18 protein-coding genes are annotated in these 18,978 nt (G+C 34.1%); 4 read left to right on the forward strand and 14 right to left on the reverse strand.

Going from position 1 to position 18,978, the window contains the following annotated elements:
- Positions 1-48: 48 nt before the first annotated feature.
- The 7 genes from FB551_RS08510 to FB551_RS08540 form a co-directional block, all read right to left on the reverse strand.
- Entirely contained in the window at positions 49-1,128 is a 1,080-nt protein-coding gene (locus FB551_RS08510; protein ID WP_142016743.1) for a hypothetical protein, read from the reverse strand.
- Positions 1,129-1,210: 82 nt separating this feature from the next.
- Positions 1,211-2,302 carry a redox-regulated ATPase YchF gene (gene ychF, locus FB551_RS08515; protein ID WP_047433419.1) on the reverse strand — a complete coding sequence of 364 codons (1,092 nt, stop codon included), beginning with the start codon at positions 2,300-2,302 and terminating at the stop codon, positions 1,211-1,213.
- A gap of 178 nt (positions 2,303-2,480) precedes the next feature.
- Positions 2,481-3,032, reverse strand: coding sequence for a ferritin (locus FB551_RS08520; protein ID WP_047433420.1), 552 nt, complete (start codon positions 3,030-3,032; stop codon positions 2,481-2,483).
- Positions 3,033-3,275: 243 nt separating this feature from the next.
- The gene (locus FB551_RS08525; protein ID WP_142016745.1) at positions 3,276-4,892 is read right to left on the reverse strand and encodes a glycoside hydrolase family 10 protein; all 1,617 of its coding nucleotides are present in this window, start codon (positions 4,890-4,892) and stop codon (positions 3,276-3,278) included.
- A gap of 129 nt (positions 4,893-5,021) precedes the next feature.
- Positions 5,022-6,827, reverse strand: a complete 1,806-nt coding sequence (gene typA, locus FB551_RS08530) for a translational GTPase TypA (RefSeq protein WP_047433422.1) — start codon at positions 6,825-6,827, stop codon at positions 5,022-5,024.
- A 136-nt stretch (positions 6,828-6,963) separates the two neighbouring features.
- Positions 6,964-7,170, reverse strand: coding sequence for a bacteriocin-like protein (locus FB551_RS08535; protein WP_142016747.1), 207 nt, complete (start codon positions 7,168-7,170; stop codon positions 6,964-6,966).
- An 88-nt stretch (positions 7,171-7,258) separates the two neighbouring features.
- On the reverse strand, positions 7,259-7,513 hold the full coding sequence (locus FB551_RS08540) for a DUF1294 domain-containing protein (protein WP_142016749.1): 255 nt from the start codon (positions 7,511-7,513) through the stop codon (positions 7,259-7,261).
- A gap of 202 nt (positions 7,514-7,715) precedes the next feature.
- On the opposite strand from FB551_RS08540, the gene FB551_RS08545 reads away from it, so the two are divergent.
- Positions 7,716-8,072 carry a hypothetical protein gene (locus FB551_RS08545; protein ID WP_047435782.1) on the forward strand — a complete coding sequence of 119 codons (357 nt, stop codon included), beginning with the start codon at positions 7,716-7,718 and terminating at the stop codon, positions 8,070-8,072.
- An 86-nt stretch (positions 8,073-8,158) separates the two neighbouring features.
- On the opposite strand, the gene FB551_RS08550 is transcribed toward FB551_RS08545, so the two are convergent.
- Positions 8,159-8,836 carry a YceI family protein gene (locus FB551_RS08550; protein WP_047433425.1) on the reverse strand — a complete coding sequence of 226 codons (678 nt, stop codon included), beginning with the start codon at positions 8,834-8,836 and terminating at the stop codon, positions 8,159-8,161.
- Positions 8,837-8,947: 111 nt separating this feature from the next.
- A complete protein-coding gene (locus FB551_RS08555) occupies positions 8,948-9,259 on the reverse strand; it encodes a hypothetical protein (protein WP_142016751.1) in 312 nt (103 codons plus the stop codon).
- A gap of 196 nt (positions 9,260-9,455) precedes the next feature.
- Here FB551_RS08555 and FB551_RS08560 point away from each other — a divergent pair, with 196 nt between their 5' ends.
- Both FB551_RS08560 and FB551_RS08565 read left to right on the forward strand, forming a co-directional pair.
- Positions 9,456-11,579 (forward strand): Tex family protein, encoded by a 2,124-nt coding sequence (locus FB551_RS08560; protein WP_142016753.1) that lies wholly within the window; start codon positions 9,456-9,458, stop codon positions 11,577-11,579.
- A gap of 45 nt (positions 11,580-11,624) precedes the next feature.
- Positions 11,625-12,275, forward strand: coding sequence for an HAD family hydrolase (locus FB551_RS08565; protein ID WP_167497837.1), 651 nt, complete (start codon positions 11,625-11,627; stop codon positions 12,273-12,275).
- A gap of 58 nt (positions 12,276-12,333) precedes the next feature.
- Here the strand turns inward: FB551_RS08565 and FB551_RS08570 are convergent, their stop codons facing one another.
- Positions 12,334-13,677 carry a helix-turn-helix domain-containing protein gene (locus FB551_RS08570; RefSeq protein ID WP_167497838.1) on the reverse strand — a complete coding sequence of 448 codons (1,344 nt, stop codon included), beginning with the start codon at positions 13,675-13,677 and terminating at the stop codon, positions 12,334-12,336.
- A gap of 1,040 nt (positions 13,678-14,717) precedes the next feature.
- On the opposite strand from FB551_RS08570, the gene FB551_RS08575 reads away from it, so the two are divergent.
- Entirely contained in the window at positions 14,718-15,155 is a 438-nt protein-coding gene (locus tag FB551_RS08575; RefSeq protein ID WP_047433430.1) for a transposase, read from the forward strand.
- A gap of 150 nt (positions 15,156-15,305) precedes the next feature.
- Here FB551_RS08575 and FB551_RS08580 read toward each other — a convergent pair whose 3' ends face one another.
- The 4 genes from FB551_RS08580 to FB551_RS08595 form a co-directional block, all read right to left on the reverse strand.
- Positions 15,306-16,082, reverse strand: a complete 777-nt coding sequence (locus FB551_RS08580; RefSeq protein WP_142016759.1) for a hypothetical protein — start codon at positions 16,080-16,082, stop codon at positions 15,306-15,308.
- Between the two features lie 180 nt (positions 16,083-16,262).
- Positions 16,263-17,444 carry a helix-turn-helix domain-containing protein gene (locus FB551_RS23490; RefSeq protein ID WP_226798651.1) on the reverse strand — a complete coding sequence of 394 codons (1,182 nt, stop codon included), beginning with the start codon at positions 17,442-17,444 and terminating at the stop codon, positions 16,263-16,265.
- 319 nt (positions 17,445-17,763) lie between these two features.
- Positions 17,764-18,207: a hypothetical protein gene (locus FB551_RS08590; protein ID WP_142016760.1), complete on the reverse strand. Its 444-nt coding sequence runs from the start codon at positions 18,205-18,207 to the stop codon at positions 17,764-17,766.
- Positions 18,208-18,434: 227 nt separating this feature from the next.
- Positions 18,435-18,698 carry a hypothetical protein gene (locus tag FB551_RS08595; RefSeq protein ID WP_142016762.1) on the reverse strand — a complete coding sequence of 88 codons (264 nt, stop codon included), beginning with the start codon at positions 18,696-18,698 and terminating at the stop codon, positions 18,435-18,437.
- Positions 18,699-18,978 lie beyond the last annotated feature (280 nt).

Genomic DNA, 18,978 nt, shown 5'->3' on the forward strand with positions numbered 1-18,978 from the left:
CACCAGAATCGCTTCCTTACCGGAAGCGATTTTTTTATCGATATGCATTTAGCTAACCGTACCCCCAAGATCCTTTAGCATCCATTTTCCCTTTATATATTCTGCACCATAATCATTTGTAAAGCCACTTCCTGAAACGTAAATATAAAAAACATTCCGATCTTTATCATGGGTTTGAATTTTGGAAATACTTCTGTCCGTTACATCAGTCACTTTTACATAATTGGTTTGCTTATCATAATCTTCTGAGGTAAACAACACTCTGAAATCAGGATTAATCTGGTGAAAATAATCACAATCAGTTTTATAAATCTGAAATGTAAAATGCAATTTTTTCATATTAATCATCCCATTATTTGGCTGTAAAAGCTCATAGAGCTGAGTAAATTTATTCTTCTCAGATTTAAATAAAGGATTCATATCATCAAAGTCATTGATCCCATCTCCATCTGTATCATTATTATCTGGATTCAGTCCAAAACTTGTTTCAAAAATATCATTATAACCATCCTTATCGGAATCTTTCATTAAAGCTTTAAGATTTATTTTAAACAGTTTTCCGTCTTCCAGTGCAGAATAATCATCATAACCGGGGAGTCCGGCCATTTTTACAATTTTCACCAGACTTCCTTCAAACTGAAGAAATCCATTTTTAATAATGGGAAGCTCCTGAATTTCGTTGATATAATAATGGCTAAAACTTAACCCCAGAAAATATGCTTTAGGCTTCTCATTTTCAATGGCCAGAAGCCAGAACCCTACTCTGTTTCGTCCTAACCCATACATTATATTATCTACCTTCTGCAAGGAATAAAGCATAAACTGGTCCGAGAATTTCTCTCTGAAAACTTTGAATTCATGATCCAGTCTTTTTTCCATTTTTACATATACTTCAGATCCGGCATGGGTATAAGATTCGGTACTATCTTGCTTAAAGCTCCGGTATTTTTTACGGTTACCGATTTCCAAATAATCTGCTTTTTCTTTCAGGATCTGTTTTACAGTATACGGTTTCTGTTCTTTATAGTTTTCAAAAACCTGATCTTGGCTTCTGGCAAAACATTTTTTTTCAACAGATGGAGAGCAGGAAAGAAATACAATAAAAATTACGAAATAAAAGATTCTCATAGTCAAGTTTAGCAAATGAATGCAAAAAACGCTCCCAAATACATGGAAGCGCTTTTTAATATAACTAACTTTAATACTTTTCTTATACGTTGAATCTAAAGTGCATGATGTCACCATCCTGAACAATGTATTCTTTACCTTCTACAGAAAGTTTTCCGGCTTCTTTTACTTTTACTTCAGAACCGTAATTTACATAATCATTATACTTGATTACTTCCGCACGGATAAATCCTTTTTCAAAGTCTGTGTGGATTACTCCTGCTGCTTGCGGAGCCGTCCATCCCTGTCCGATCGTCCATGCTCTTACTTCTTTTACTCCAGCTGTAAAATACGTTTGAAGTTTTAAAAGATCATAAGCTTTTCTGATCAAACGGTTTACACCAGGTTCTGTAAGTCCTAGCTCATCAAGGAAAATTTCTCTTTCTTCGAAAGTTTCAAGCTCGTTGATATCAGCTTCGATTTGTGCTGCCAGTACGACTACTTCAGCACCCTCACTTTTAGCCATTTCTTCAATCTTAGCGATCCACTCGTTTCCGTTTTTGATAGAGTTTTCATCTACGTTACAAACGTAAAGCACCGGCTTATTGGTCAACAACTGAACTTCTCCGATAATTGATTTTGCAAAATCATCAGTAGCAAATTCTCTTGCATTTTTACCATCTTCAAGAAATTTCTGTAAATTCTGAAGCGTTTCGTAAGTAAGAATATCTTCTTTCTTCCCAGACTTGATGAACTTTTTAGCTTTTTCAACAGCTTTACCTACGGTCTCAAGGTCTTTCAGCTGAAGTTCTATATCAATAATTTCTTTATCTCTTAACGGATCTACTGAACCTTCTACGTGAACAATATTTCCATTGTCAAAACATCTTAAAACATGAATAATCGCTTCACACTCACGGATATTGGCAAGGAACTGATTCCCCAATCCTTCTCCTTTGCTGGCTCCCTTTACAAGACCTGCAATATCAACAATCTCAACTACAGCGGGTAAAACTCTTTCAGGTTTTACGATTTTCTCCAGTTCAAACAATCTCTGATCCGGTACAGAAACCGTTCCAAGGTTCGGTTCAATAGTACAGAAAGGATAGTTTGCTGATTGAGCTTTTGCATTGCTCAGACAGTTAAAAAGAGTTGATTTACCTACATTCGGTAAGCCTACGATTCCACATTTCATATTGTAAAATTCAAAGTTTAAGGTTTAGGAGTAACTCAAGGAATCTTCAACTTTAAACGTTGCACTCAGAACCTTGAATTACGAGTGTGCAAAGATAGTGATTTTTAAGAGAGTTTCATAATAAAAAAATCTGTCAGTATTCTGACAGATCTTAAATGGTTTAGGTTCACCAGATGTTTTATGGATTGTCTCCTGTGGCATTCTGAGCAAGCGGAACATCATTGGGTGCTTCCTGTAAAGTTTTATCTAAAGTAAATAAAGATTCGTCTGTTGCTCTGTCACCACCAGCAATTTTTAATTTATCGATTAAGTTCTGAGCTAATGTTTCTTCTTCAATCTGTTCCTGTACAAACCATTGCATAAAATTCCAGGTTGCCCAGTCTTTTTCTTCCATAGAAAGGTCTGCAATTCTGTAGATAGCGGTGGTATTATCCACTTCATGCTTAAAAACACCGTCAAAACAAGCAGTAAGGTTTTCCGGATCTGCCGGAGGGGCAGGAATAGCTTCTACCTTTGGTTTTCCGCCTCTGTTCAGAATATATTCCATAAATTTGATTGAGTGATTTCTTTCTTCCTGAGCATGGCGGTAAAGGAAATTGGCAATACCCTGATATCCTTTATCATCAGCCCAAATTCCGTACGATAAAAAAACGTGTGATGCGTGAATTTCTTTGTTCATCTGGTCACTGAGTGCCTTTTCCATGTTGTCGGAAAGTCTTTTAGTATTCATAATGTTATATTTTGGTGATTATGGAATTAATCATGCAAAAACAGTTCCGATAACGTTCTTATGGGGCTTAAAAACCCTCCCTTCACTTTAAAAAAGAACTGATTATCAATTAATTAAATTAATAATTTATAGTTATTCTAAAATAAATACCAGCTCTGTTTGAGAACTGGTATTTACATTTATTATTGAGATTGCTTCACCTGAAGGTTTGCAATGACATATTGTGACCGGGTTTTAACCCAACTATTTAATTTTTCTTGCCGTATAATCACTTTCATTTCCTAATCTGTCGATGGCTTTGATTGCAACTGCATTCAATTTTTTTCCGTCTTTAGATTTAGGAATTTCTTTTGAAAGGGTATCAAGCGTTAAAATTTCTGTTTGCCATACTCCGTTGTATTGAGTGAAAAGTACCCATAAAAATACATCAGCGGCGTTTTTTGTACTCCAGCTTGTCTGAGCAAAGCTTCCATTATCAGCAATAAACAAGGTAGGAGTCTGCAATGGAACCGCTTTAATCCATGGAGATTTCGGAACTAATGCTTTTTCATTGTATGGTCCGTTTTTCAAAGCGGGAAGCATATTAGGGTTTCTGGTAAGCCCGGCAATGCTCCAGTGAATTTCTCCGGCATCATTTTTAAGGATATTTCTGGAAATAGCGATCTGATTTTTAATTTCCGCAGGACGGTCTGAGACTTTAATTTCAACAGTATTCAATCCTGGCCACAGGTGACGGTTCATTGTATTTTCAGATTGCCACCAGCTTAATAAGGCTTCAAAACTTTGTCCCTTGGAATCTATAGGCCAGTACAACTGTGGTGAGAAATAATCCACCCATCCTTTATTTAACCATAATTTAGCATCTGCATAAAGTTCGTCATATTGAGAAGATCCTACAATTCCTGCAGGATATCCGGGTTTCCATATTCCAAACGGGCTGATCCCAAATCTTACATTATTTTTTTCTGCATGAATTTCTTTATAGATACGTTCTACAAATTTATTCACGTTATCTCTTCTCCAATCTGCTCTGGATAAAGTCCCACCGCTGCTTACATAAGCACTCCAACTTGCATTATCCGGAAAATCCGCACCTTTATTATAGGTAGCATAAGGATAGAAATAATCGTCGAAATGCACAGCATCAATATCATATCTTTTTACAATATCTTTCACTACATTGGAAACATGACCTTGTGTTTTCGGATTGGCAGGATCGAACCAGTACATTCCATTCTTTAGTCTTACCACAATATCGGACAATTTATTGGCCATTGACAGCTTATTCACAGCACCACCGTTGGTATGATGCGCACGATAAGGGTTTAACCATACATGCAATTCCAGACCTCTTTTATGGGCTTCTTCAATCCAGAACTGAAGCGGGTCATAGTTTGGATATGGAGCTGTTCCTGTTTCTCCGGTCAGGAAGTAAGACCATGGTTCGATATTACTTGTATACAATGCATCTGCGGAAGGTCTGATCTGGAAAATAGCCGCATTGAAATTATTGTCCTTCAGCATATCAAGCATACTGATTGCTTCTGCTTTCTGTTGATCCACTGTAAGGTCATTTCTCGAAGGCCAGTTGATATTAGCAACACTCGCGATCCATGCTCCGCGGAATTCTCTTTTGATTTCCGGAAGATTGGTTCTGAAATTTTCTTCAGTTGAGGCTGCTGTTCCTGTTGCAGGTTTTACAGCTACCGGATTTACTTTTGGAGGGTTTGTATTGTTGGTTGGTTTTGTCGGATTCTTTGTGGAAGGTGTTTTTACAACATTGTTCTGAACGGAACATGAGGTAGTGTAAGATGCAAAAACGCCCAATAAAACGATAAGTTTTAATTTATTTATTCTCATAGTCACAAAACTACTTTAAAATTTATTTTTATTTTCAGAGATTATTATGCCAAAATAAGCATTTTAATGGGTGGTATAGAAAAAAAGCCTCGAAAATCGAGGCTTTGATTTTTATATATAAGATTCAGATTATGCTTTTGCAGATCTTTCTACTCTTTTTCTTTCTTCTTCTGAAAGGATTTTCTTTCTCATTCTGATGAAGTTTGGAGTTACCTCGATCGCTTCATCACCCTGGATGTATTCCATACATTCTTCAAGTGAGAATAAGATTTTTGGAGCAACACCGGTATCTTTATCTTTTCCGGAAGCTCTCATGTTGTTCAATTGTTTTGCTTCCACGATGTTTACTACCAGGTCTCCAGGTTTGTTTTGTTCACCGATGATCATCCCTGTGTAGATTTCCTCTCCCGGATCAACGAAGAACTTACCTCTATCCTGTAGTTTAGCAATAGAATATTCAGTAGCCGGACCGGTAGTTTTGCTGATCAAAACACCGTTGTTTCTTCCAGGGATAGCACCTTTGAAAGGCTTGTACTCTGTGAAACGGTGTGCCATGATAGCTTCACCGGCAGTAGCTGTCAACATCTGAGAACGTAATCCGATCAGACCTCTTGAAGGAATTTCGAATTCCATGTGCTGCATTTCACCTTTAGTTTCCATGATGTGAAGGTCACCTTTTCTCTGCGTTGCCAGGTCGATAACTCTCGAAGCAAATTCTTCAGGAACGTCAACAACTAAAGATTCATAAGGCTCACATTTTTCACCGTCTATTTCTTTGAAGATAACCTGTGGCTGACCGATAGTCATTTCGTACCCTTCTCTTCTCATTGTTTCGATCAAAACTGATAAGTGAAGAATACCTCTACCGAATACAAGGAATGTATTGGCATCGTCAGTCTGCTGAACTCTTAATGCAAGGTTTTTCTCTAGTTCTTTTGTTAATCTTTCTTTAAGGTGGTTTGAAGTAACATATTTACCGTCTTTACCGAAGAAAGGTGAGTTGTTGATAGAGAACGTCATGTTTAGCGTAGGCTCATCAATTGCTGTTCTTTCCAATGGCTCAGGATTTTCAAGATCAACGAAAGAATCACCGATCTGGAATGCATCAAAACCTACTACAGCACAGATATCTCCAGCTTGTACTTCAGTTACTTTTTTCTTTCCTAATCCTTCGAAAACGTAAAGTTCTTTTACTTTCCCTTTTACAATTTTACCTTCTGCCTGAGCAAGACCAATCCACTGAGATTCTTTGATCTCACCTCTTGTCACTTTCCCGATTGCAATTCTTCCTAAGAAAGAAGAGAAGTCAAGAGAAGTAATCTGCATCTGAAGATTTCCTTCTGTTACTTTCGGTTCAGGAACATATTGTAAAATACCATCTAACAGTGGTAAGATATCTTCAGTTGGCTCTAATGAAGTATTGAACCATCCTTGTTTTGAAGATCCATAGAATGTAGGGAAATCCAATTGTTCTTCTGTAGCTTCAAGGTTGAAGAACAAGTCAAATACTTTATCATGAACTTCGTCCGGACGGCAGTTTGGTTTATCTACTTTATTGATAACCACTAATGGTCTCAATCCTAATTCCAATGCTTTCTGAAGTACGAATCTTGTTTGTGGCATTGGCCCTTCGAACGCATCCACCAACAAAATAACCCCATCAGCCATTTTCAATACTCTTTCTACTTCTCCACCAAAATCGGCGTGACCAGGAGTATCAATTACGTTAATTTTTGTGTCTTTATAAGTAACAGAAATATTCTTGGATAAGATGGTGATCCCTCTTTCTCTTTCAAGATCGTTGTTATCCATAATTAACTCCCCACTCTCCTGATTTTCTCTGAAAATGTTGGTAGCGTGAATGATCTTGTCAACCAAAGTCGTCTTTCCGTGGTCAACGTGTGCGATAATCGCAATATTTCTAATGTTTTGCATAAAAGATTTTTACGGGTGCAAAAGTAGTGAATTTTAATGAAAAAATATTTAGTTATCTAAATATTTAATAATTTGTTTAAAATACTTATTTACAAGACAATAAAAAAGAGTGTCCGAAAAACACTCTTTAAGTTATTTATACACAAGCTTGTATTTCGCATGGATCTATTACAGGCGGTTCACCGCATATGATGTCAAACTCTGCACAATTACTGGAGAAGCCGGTTCCCCAGCCCCATCTTACGGCACATGTGTCTGCATCTTTGCATCTTACCATTCCTTTAACGATTCCTCCCTGAACTGATTTCATTTCAGTTCTGGAAATTTTTCTAAGATTTCTCATGTTGTTTTGTTTATTTGTTATTAGCATGATAAAAATATAAAAAAATATAACACGAAACATCATATTTAAATTTTTAACATTTTTAATATCAATGCCTTATCAATCGATAAAAAAACACCAGATCAATTAAAACCACAAGAATGAATTTCACTAGAAAAGACTTTTTGGATACTTTGTGATTAAAAAGAATCATTCCGGAAGCCGCTCCTAAAATTCCTCCTAAAAGAGAGATTCCTAAAAGCATGTTCTCGGAAATTCTCCATTGATGTTTTTTGGCTTGCCATTTATCAAAACCAAAGACACCAAATGTAATAAAGTTCATGACCAACAGAAAAGGAACCATTTTCAATTATTTTGATGCAAAAATAAAGTTTAATCTAGAGAAGGTACTCAAACTTATAAAAATGTCCGATAATTTAACCCATCTAAGAAAAGATTTAACAAATAAGGTATGGTCAAGATTAATCATTCTCATTTTTTAAACTTACAATGAAGACTATTTTAATGATCTTAATGTTTAAATTTGCTCTTCTAAAAATAAATCAATGACAGTACACGATCTGGTGGGCACCTACTCTATTGAAGGAAGCAACCAAGCGGAGTCCTCTACACCAACTTATCATGGTATATTGACTTTAACTATTGATGAGAACAATCGTATTATTGCCCAGTGGATGATTGGCGATCACCAGCAAAATGGAACAGGATTTTATAAAGATCAGATTTTAGTAATTAATTTCAACTACGAAGGAGAAGATGATAAAATCTATAAAGGAGTTGCTGTTTACCGCTGCCTTAATAAAGACATCCTAGATGGATTCTGGTCTGAGAAACACGGCAATCCACTGTATCTTGGCAGTGAATATTGTGTAAGAATTCAGAATTCTAAGATTGTCAATTAGTTTCTTCATCCAGCGAACAAAAAAATCTAAATAAAAAGAGCTGCCTTCACGAAGGCAGCTCCAGTAATTATTAAACTTTAAATAACTTATTTTTTAGCTTTTACATCGATGGCAATCTCGATATCTTTGCTGATCATCCATTCTGCAGGATCTGCTTCAGAAGTACCGAATTTAAGCCCCCAATCTGCTCTGTTTACAGTAAATTTAGCCTGAATAGCTGCTGAATTTTCAGCTACCTCTACTTTCGCAGGGAAGGTAACGTTCATTGTTTTTCCTGATAATGTAAGGTTTCCGCTTACTGTTTTATTAGCTCCTGCTACAGCATCTTTTGGTGCTTCTTTCAAATCTGTAACACTTGTAATTTTGAAATCTGAAGTAGGGTTTTTAGCTACATCAAAGAAATCAGGATTTTTAAGGTGAGCTTCAAGGTCTGCTGGTTTTTTATCTTTCTCTGTTACTGAAGCCGGATCTACTTTGATAGAATTCATATCAATAATAAAGTTTCCTGCAGCAACTTGTCCACCATCAATACTAAGATCTCCGGATTTTACAGTAAGTGTTCCCCAACGAGGTGCCATACCTCCTTTATGGAATGCTTTCCAGTTTACTACTGAAGCTACTGTATCTACTGCCAGTGTTTCACCTTTGCTTTCAGCTACTTTCTGCTCCTGAGCTGTCGCTGCAGACTCTGCTGATTTTTCTTTATTACATGATGCTAAAAGCAATCCTACTCCTACTAATGCAATTACGCTAATTTTTTTCATATTGAACTGTTTTAAAAAGTTTATTGAAATTTTGTTGTTTTCGGATACAAAAATAGAAAAACCTATTTGGAGGAGCCTTAACATACATCAAGAAATGTGGTATTTTTTATATTATTTGCAGTCATACATCCATTTGCGATACACATCCCATCTGTATTGGGAATCATAATGACTGGAGAAATCCTTCTTCTTTTGAGTTCCATTCCTGGAGCAATCTTCGGAATTATCTTTCTGCGGATTTCCTTTTACAGTCCATCCCGTATCAGAATAATCAGTATAGGTACCATCATTACCGTTTTTTAAAATTACAGTCCGTTCGTATTCCTGTACGCTGCATTTACATTTTTTAGGAACTTCCGGGTCAGTGTTGATACAAGAGATCATAAAAGAATAACAGATGAATAATGTAAATATTTTTCTCATGTTTATTATGGTTATTAGATTTTAGGAGAGCATAAATAAGTAAATATTCAAACATCATTTCATAAGAAACAGAAAATTAAAAATTAGTTATCAATCTATTTAAATATATTTAACAGACCAATGAAAAGAGATTAATACATTTCGATTTACATTTTCTCATTCCAAAACCTTATTTTAGCTATCCGAAAACAGAACAATGACGACCGTAGAATTTATACAGAAGCAACTCAATATTTCCAAAAAGAGCATCAACAATACTTTACAATTATTATCCGAAGACTGTACCATTCCTTTTATTTCCCGTTATCGAAAAGACAAAACCGGGAATCTTGACGAAATACAAATCGAGCAGATCTCAAAAATCAGCAAGCAATTTGAAGACATTGTCAAGAGAAAAGAATCGATCTTAAAATCAATAGAAGAACAGAATTCTTTAACTCCTGAACTTCAGCAAAGGATAGAAGAAAGTTTTGATATCCAGGAGCTAGAAGATCTTTATTTACCTTTCAAAAAACGTAAGAAAACCAAAGCAGATGCAGCCAAGGAAAAAGGACTGGAACCTTTAGCCAAAATCATTATGAGTCAGAAAAGCAGTGATCTTCTTTTTCTGGCTTCAAAATATCTTAACAGCGAAGTGAGTTCTGAAGAAGAAGCACTGCAGGGAGCAAGAGATATCATGGCAGAATGGATTAATGAAAACATGTATGTCCGTAAGAACCTCCGCAGGCTATTTCAGCGCAAAGCAGTAGTGACCTCCAAGGTTATAAAAGCTAAAAAAGACGAAGAAGAAGCCCAGAAATTCTCCCAATATTTTGAATGGGAGGAAAGTCTTGGCAGAACTCCTTCTCACAGACTTCTGGCCATGCTGAGAGCCGAAGCAGAAGGTTTCGTAAAAACAAATGTAGGCATAGACAAAGAAGAAGCTATTGACTTTATTGAAAAGGCCATTATCAAATCTAATAATGAAAGTTCTGAACAAATTGCACTGGCAATAAAAGACAGTTATAAAAGACTTCTGGAACCTGCCATTTCCAATGAAACCCTGCAGGAAGCCAAAGAAAAAGCAGACAGAAAAGCGATTGAAATTTTCTCTGAAAACTTAAGTCAACTTCTGCTTGCTCCACCCTTAGGAGAAAAAAGAATTCTGGCAATAGATCCTGGCTACCGAAGCGGATGCAAAGTAGTCTGTCTGGATGAGAAAGGAGACTTACTGCACAACGAAACCCTCTACCCTCACGCCCCACAGAATGAAAGCGGAATGGCTATGAAAAAAATCCGTTCCATGGTAAATGCTTATAACATTGAAGCTATTTCTATCGGTAACGGAACTGCAAGTCGTGAAACAGAATTCTTTATCAAAAAAATTGCTTTTGATAAACCTTTGCAGGTTTTTGTAGTCTCAGAGGCTGGAGCATCCGTATATTCTGCAAGTAAAATTGCAAGAGATGAGTTTCCCTCGTATGATGTAACGGTACGTGGAGCAGTTTCCATCGGAAGAAGACTTTCTGATCCTCTTGCTGAATTAGTAAAGATAGATGCCAAATCTATTGGTGTAGGACAATATCAGCATGATGTAGATCAGACCCAACTGAAAAATGAGCTTGATTCCACTGTGATGAAATGTGTAAACTCTGTGGGAATTAATTTAAATACTGCCAGTAAGTCCCTATTAAGTTATGTTTCCGGAATCGGTGAGAAAATGGCAGAAAACATTGTAAATTACCGTACCGAAAACGGTGCATTCGAAGATAGAAAACAGCTTAAAAAAGTTCCGAGACTTGGAGAAAAAGCCTTCCAGCAAGCCGCTGCTTTTGTAAGAATCAGCAATGCCCGAAACCCATTGGATAACTCTGCTGTACACCCTGAAGCTTATGGAATTGTTGAGAAAATGGCAAAAGATTTAGGTATTAAAACCCATGAACTGATAGCCAATAAAGAAAAAATAGCTCTTGTAAAACCCGAGAACTATATGACAGGCGAAATCGGGATCTTAGGAATTAAAGATATTTTGAAAGAACTTGAAAAACCTGGATTAGACCCTAGAAAAGCAGCAAAAGTATTTGAATTCGATCCGAATGTTAAAAGCATTAAAGATTTAAAAACTGGCATGATCCTTCCGGGAATTGTCAATAATATTACCGCTTTTGGGTGCTTTGTAGATCTGGGAATCAAAGAAAGCGGACTGGTTCATATTTCCCAGCTGAAAGAAGGATTTGTATCAGATGTAAACGAAGTGGTAAAACTTCATCAGCATGTTCGCGTAAAGGTAACAGAAGTAGATGAAACAAGAAAAAGAGTACAGCTGAGCATGATTTTGTAATTTTTAACTGAACCCTATTTAAATTAAAACCTCAAATCAATCATTTTGAAAACAAAGAATCTAATCTTCGATCTGGATGGAACATTATGGGATTCCAGAGCTACGATTATCAAAATATGGAATAAAGTATTGAGCAAGCATCAGCTGATCCAAAAAGAACTGAAACCTGAAGACATGGATCAGTATATGGGATTATTAGCCCACGATATTGTAAAAGATATTATTCCCGGTATTTCAGACCTGCAGGCCCGGGAACTCCTTTCTGAAATTGTAGCCGAAGAAAATAAAACCCTTCACTTGGAAGGTGGGATATTATATAATGGTGTAGAAGAGACTTTAAAGAGCCTGGCCAACATCTATTCCCTTTTCATCGTAAGCAACTGCCAGGATGGTTATATTGAATCATTTTTAGATTATTATCAGTTCAATGATCTGTTTATTGATTTTGAGTCTCACGGACGAACCCAAAAAAATAAATCTGAAAACATACAGCTTCTCATAGAAAGAAATCAGTTATCCACTGAAGACTCAGTTTACATTGGTGATACTCAAACCGATTATAACTCAGCAAAATCCAATGGATTATTATTTATTTACTGTAAATACGGGTTTGGGAAGCTCAGTGATCCCTTGTATGAACCAGCAATTACTACCTTTTCAGAGCTGAATGTTCACATTTCTGACATTACAAAATAAAAGGCTTCTCTTCAGAGAAGTCTTTTTTATTATCAAACCGCGTATCCTTATTTCCACACTATATTCTGGAATTTAAGTCTTGTAAAAAAAAGTAAATATCCACATCCGATGGAATATTTAATTTTTTCCGTAATCTGTTTTTCTTAGTCTGAACTGATCTGTGCTGCATAAATCCATATTGTGCAATTTCTTTAGAAGAGAATCCCAGTTGTATCATGGCACAAAAGGAAAGTTCATTAATTGACAGCTTTGGATTAATTTCAAAAAGTCCTTCAACTAACTCAGGATAAGCACTTTTATATTCATTAAAAAATAAAGGATCATTTTTCCTGGCTAACGACATTAGCCTGTCATCGTTAACGGACATCTTTTTTATTAAAAATTCCGTCTCCAGTTCTCTTTCCTCTATAATTTTACGTTTTTTGATAATTCTTTTATTATAAACATAATATACAATTATAATAATGCCCAATAATGAAAAAACGATTACATTATACATATGGGTTGAGTTCTGCTGCTCTATCTCTTCTTTCTCTTTTTCCTCAGTCATTTTATCAACAGAAGTATTGATTGATTTATCCCATACCTTTTCCAGACTATCATTTAACTTAGCATATCTCACCAGATAATCTTTTTCTTTCGCTCCATTGTTTAATTTTTTATAGGTCTTGGCAATAGTCTGATATAATACAGGGATCTGATATACTCTTCGGGTCTTTTTAAGGATCTCCACTGATTTAATATAATAATCCAACGCCAAAGTATAATCCTCCTTTTCAAATAAAAAATTTCCGTAATAAAAATAAGTAAGAGCCCTCTGAGAATCCCAGTAGTCTCTTTTTCTTAAAAGAGAGAATGCTCTGTTAAAATATACCTGGGTTGAATCCTCATTTTTACCCAAAAGCATATAGTGATTAGCAATCGTGGAATTGATAACCGGTGTAGGTTTTACATCTAACGCTTTATGCAAATAAATTAACGAAGAATCAATTGAATTTGTTTCTCTTAAGAAATCAGCTCTGTTAGCATAAACCAGAGATAAAATTTCCTGATCACATTTATCCTTTATTTGTTTACCATAATAAATTGCCCTTGAATTATACTTAATGGCTTTTTTATAGAGGCCTATTACATAGTTGATCTGACCATACTCCTGATATAATTTCGTATACAGATAATAATCATCAGTTCCTTCAAGATTTTGTTCAGCAACCTGCAGGTGTTGAAATGCTTTTTCATAAACCCCAACAGTAGCGTAGATATTACCCAAATTAATAGAGGAAAGTATCTCCCCTTTTTTATAATCTTGTTTTTTACTGATATTGTAAAATTTATTATTAAGATCAATCAATTCCTTCTTTTTGCCAATTACTCTTAAATCCTCATTGACTTTTATCAGCATACTATCTATATATTGAGGACTATATGTCTGAGCATAAAGTAGGGTAGAAAATGAAAAATATATTAAGATGCTTAGCAATATTTTTAAAAATTGGGTAAGCTTTAATGTTTGCATAGTTAATTTTGATAATAAGTTTTCTAAAGTGATAAAAATGGCATCAGCCTTAATAAAATTTTTCAACCTGATACCACATTATGATTTTGCCTGCCATAAAAGTAAATAAAATAAAAATATATACAAAATATACATAAAATTCTTATTAATTTTAGTTAAAATGCAAATATATTCATTACTATAATCAATATTTATTGATTATTAACAATATCCTTGAAAAAATAATAATCAAACCTAAATAATTCACTAAAGCTTGATTTAAATAACGTAAACTCTTTGACACAGGGAACAATCTGATAAATTCCTTTTTTTTATATAAAATTCTGTAACCCTTCCCCAAAAAGACATTTCAGCGTCTGGAATCCCATTAATATGAAGTCAAAAAATCGATTGATGTACATTTGATGTATATGAAATTTTGCTTAAATAAAACATCATATCTAACTTTATGATAGTAAAATTTACTGATATAGCTTGGTATTTAAAAAACGAAAAAAAAGCTTGGTGGATTGAAAATTGACTAAAGTTTTTGCTTCTTACAACAAAATAACTCTTTTAATATTTAATTAACAAAATCAGTTTTCATTTTTGATTTTACAAAGATCTATAATTCTGATCAAAGTTGCTACTCCCGTTTATCGGGAGTTTTTTTTGAGCCTATATACCTTTAATAGAAAGTGATGTATTTATGTTGTATGGTTATTTGATTAGGAGAAAATAATCAGTGCTAAATTTGAACAAAAATGATGAAAAAGCTTTTATCTGTTATATTATCTTCTCAAGTAGGAATTAAGATCATCCGTCTACAATACAGTGAAGACATTCACTATAATTCAGATTCTTTTTTTCATCAGCCAAACAAAAGTAAGTCCTAAGGCTTTACTAATTTTTGCGAAAATAAATTTTAACATATAATACCGTTTATCTTGAATTTTAAAAAAATACATATTGGCAGCATTATTAAAGCCAGGTTTCTGGAAGAAGCATTGGATATGCAGAGGGCATGTAACTTTATGAAGTGTACTGAATCTGAAATTGAACAAATGTTTCTTGAAGAAGATCTGACAACTGATAAATTACTAAGATGGAGCAAACTGTTAGAATATGATTTTTTCCGGGCCTACTCACAGCATCTTATCCTCTTTTCCCCTCCTAAAAAGGAAATTTCCTCTAATGCTTCGCATAAGAAAACTTCTTCTTTACCAGAGTTTAGGAAAAATATCTATACTAAGGAAATTATAGAATTTATCCTGGAACAGATTGAAACAGGAAAGAAAACAAAGCTGGAAATAATAAATGATTATAAAATCCCAAAAACAACACTCTATAAATGGATTGCAAAGTATGCAGATAAAAACATATAGGTTTATGTATGTCTTGTACAGTTATAATTAGTTTTACAGTGAATACTCTATTGTAAAACAATATTCAATAAATACGAAAAAATAGACTAAGAAATTAGTCTATTTCTTTTGTTAGGAATTCAAATAAAATTAGAAGACACTATAATCACTCTATTTTAGACGTTTTACAGACATTTGAGTAACAGGACCTGAACCTGTAGTGCCTGAACTTAAATACCTGATAGTTACATCCACTGTATTATACACCCTGAAAGAATAGGTATGAGAAGCTAACATAGGAATTGACGTAATCAAAGTATAAGTCTGCTTAGGTCCGCCCCCAGCTCCACTTGACGCTCCGGCCCAATAAATATCATTCACACGTGCCACCCAAGCATTAATTGTATCATCCCATATACCCACCACTGGACTTGAAGGTGAACCATCAGCAGTGTTGATTGTTGATAACTGTGCGTTCATCATTATCTGATATACCCCATCTGCAGAAACTTTAAATGAATTAGCTGACAACGAACCCGTATACATGTTTTCATTATCTACAATTTCATTATTTAAACTTCCTATAGCAACCGGAACACCACCATTGGAACCACCTGTAACTATAAAATCATTAGTCATCTGTACTATTATTTCCTGAGCAACCACAAATTGGCCATTCAACGCAATCACAGTTCCTGTAGAGCTCGGAACACCTGCAATAGTTTGCCACGTAGGAGCATTGCCGGGTCCATTAGATTTAAGAACCTGCCCCGCAACTCCCGCAGAACCAGCAGTAGAAGCATTTCCTCCTACATTCAGTTCATTTACAACCTGCAAAGATCCGTTAACGTGCAGGTTTTTCATAGGAGTAGCAGTATTAATTCCAATTTGGGAATGATAGCATAATGAACAAAAAATACTTGCGATAAGAATAGTTTTCTTTTTCATACTGTATATTGTATTTTAATTTCATGCTAAAGTTACAATACAATACTTTTTTGATGATAAAACCTACTACAACAAGGATACATCATTAAGAAGTAACACCTACAAAGCTCTAAAAAATCAACATCCCGAATTTTATTTTAAAGAAATATGCCTATCTTAATTTATTATTCTCAGCCTAAATTATCTGAGATTTTTAAAGAAAAAATACAGATCAACATCTGAAGAAATATTTAATTTTTTTCTAAGCCTGTTCTTTTTATTCTGAACAGACCGATGTTCCACAAAAGTATATTGTCCAATTTCTTTTGATGTAAATCCCAGCCAAATCATGGCACAAAAAGTTAAATCAGATTTTGACAGATTAGCATTTATTGTAAGCATTTTTTTAATAAAGTCCGGGTATGCTTCCTGAAATTTGTTGAGAAAATTAGGATCATTTTTTTTAGCCAGATTAATGATACAATCGTAAGAATTACTGAGCTTTTCTTTTAAAACATCCGTTTCGAATTCCTTCTGCTTTATAATATCTTTATTTTTTTGATAATGAATGTAGAAAAAGAGCAAAATGACAATAAGACAACAAACTACAATATTATAAATTAGTAATATATTCTTTCTTGAAATATTTTCAGATTCTTTTTCTCTTATAATTTCATCAATTGAAGTATTTACACTTTCATTGGATATCCTGCTCAAACTATCTTTTAGTTTGGTATACTTTTCAAGATATTCTTTTTCTTTTTCTTCATCATTTAAAACACCATAAGTACTTGATATTGTACTGTAAAGCAGAGGAATATTATACACTCTTTTGGTTCTTTCCAGAATGGCAACTGATTTTTTATAATATAACAAAGCTTTTTCATGCTCTTTCATTTTATTAAGAAAGTTACCATAATAGTAATAGGTCAGCCCTCTTTGAATATTCCAGTAATTCATTTTCTGCAATAGCTTCAATGCATTATTTATGTAATACGAAGACGAATCCGTATTTTTTTTATAAACCATATAATAATCCCCTATCAATGAATTAACTACCGGGCTGGATTTTATTTTTAATGCTCTGTGTAAATAAATCAGCGAAGAATCCTCACGGTGAATATTATGCAGAAAATCTGCCCTGTTTGCATAAATATCTGATAGTATTTTCTTTTCGTCATGACCGGAAATCAGTTTACCATAATAAATAGACTGTGCATTGTATTTCAGAGCTTTTACATATAAGCCAATAGCATCATTAACCTGTCCGTATTCCTGATAAAGTTTTGCAGATAAATAAGCATTATTACTTTTTTTGATGTTTTTTTCAGCTTTCTGCAAATAATAAAAAGAATTTTTGTAATCACCTATGGCTGCATGCATATTAGCAATATTAATATAACCTAAAATCTCTCCTTTCAGATAATTCTGATTTTGAGAAATAGCAATAAATTTTTCATTTAAAGAAATTAACTCTTTTTTTTGACCTCTTATTCTAAGTTTCTCGGATTTAGTTATTAATGCATCATCTATTTGCCCTGGAGTATAATTTTGAGAATATAAGACAGTGAAAATAGAGAGACAGCCAAAGACCATCATTAAAAATTGAAATATTCTTTTTATGCTCGCTCTGATCATATTGTATATTCAATTACTGTTCTTTCGATAATAGGTTAAATTAATTTGGAAATAATGCCGTTTATTATTCTTTTATTTTATGAAAAACTATTTTTTTTGAATCTGATTTCTGAATGATAATAATTGTGTTGGGAATTGTTGTAAAACTATGCTGAGGTCCTTCAATTACTTTATAAGAATACACGATATTCTGTTCGTTTTCCTGAAGACTTATAGGTATAATCTTCACTTCCAAGCTGGTTTTAGGGTAAATGAGAGCAAGTACATTTTCTTTTGAGAAATCAATAGGTGTTGGTTTCCCATTGATACCCATTGTTGTTGCAGCTCCAAAAACCCGCTCAAACTCATCCTGTGAAGTAATTATTTTTTCAGTAAGATCTTTATTATCGTAAGCATTTTTTACAAAATATTTCTTTGCTTGTTTATATGAAATATTTTTTTGAGGGGTATTTACAGTACACGAAGAAACCAGTAGCATACTTATTAAAATTATGATGATATTTTTCATTTTTTATCTATTGTGTATAAAAGCCATACTAATCATTTATCAAAACTTTAGAGAACATTACCCTGAGCAACAAATTCAGATCCTGCTGTACGTACAATAGAATCATTAAAATCAGTTCCGGGTACTATTCTTGCATTAGCATCAGAAGAATTATTAATAAATGTATCGTTGGTAATGTTAAAATCTCGATTATCCAGTTTTGTCCACACTTTACTATCAAAGAAAAACTAACCGGAAGAAGTTATATTCAATGTTTGACCGGAAGATGCAGTGTCAGCATTGGTAGCAAAAACAAAAATTTTTCTTTCAGCAGAATTATATTTTTTTGTTTTACGTTGAACTCCATTGATTATACTGTCCAGTATAGTTGGCCTCATTGAGTTTCGTCCTATATTTTGAGTAGTGTCAGGACAGGAGATATTAATCTCGACTTGGGAATGCATACCTAGCCAATATAATATTAACAAGGTTAATACAATTTCTTTTTCCATACAAATTACTGTTCTTTGGTTTCGCCGCAAAAGTATAAAATAAGCATTGCGCTGTACCAAATAACACATACATCATAGATACAACAACATATAAAACATACATGTTTTCAGGCAAATAGATTTACCTTAATGTAAGAAGCAGTCAACTTGTACTGATAGCGAATTTTCCTATTTTTCCGCCACCCAGCAGAGGCTGTATGCATGATGTATTCAAAATATTGGAATATATAGGACAGAAAATATACTTTTGCGCAAAAACACAAACTACATATTTTTTATT

The organism is Chryseobacterium aquifrigidense (genome assembly GCF_006716485.1).
Taxonomy (GTDB): Bacteria; Bacteroidota; Bacteroidia; order Flavobacteriales; family Weeksellaceae; genus Chryseobacterium; species Chryseobacterium vietnamense.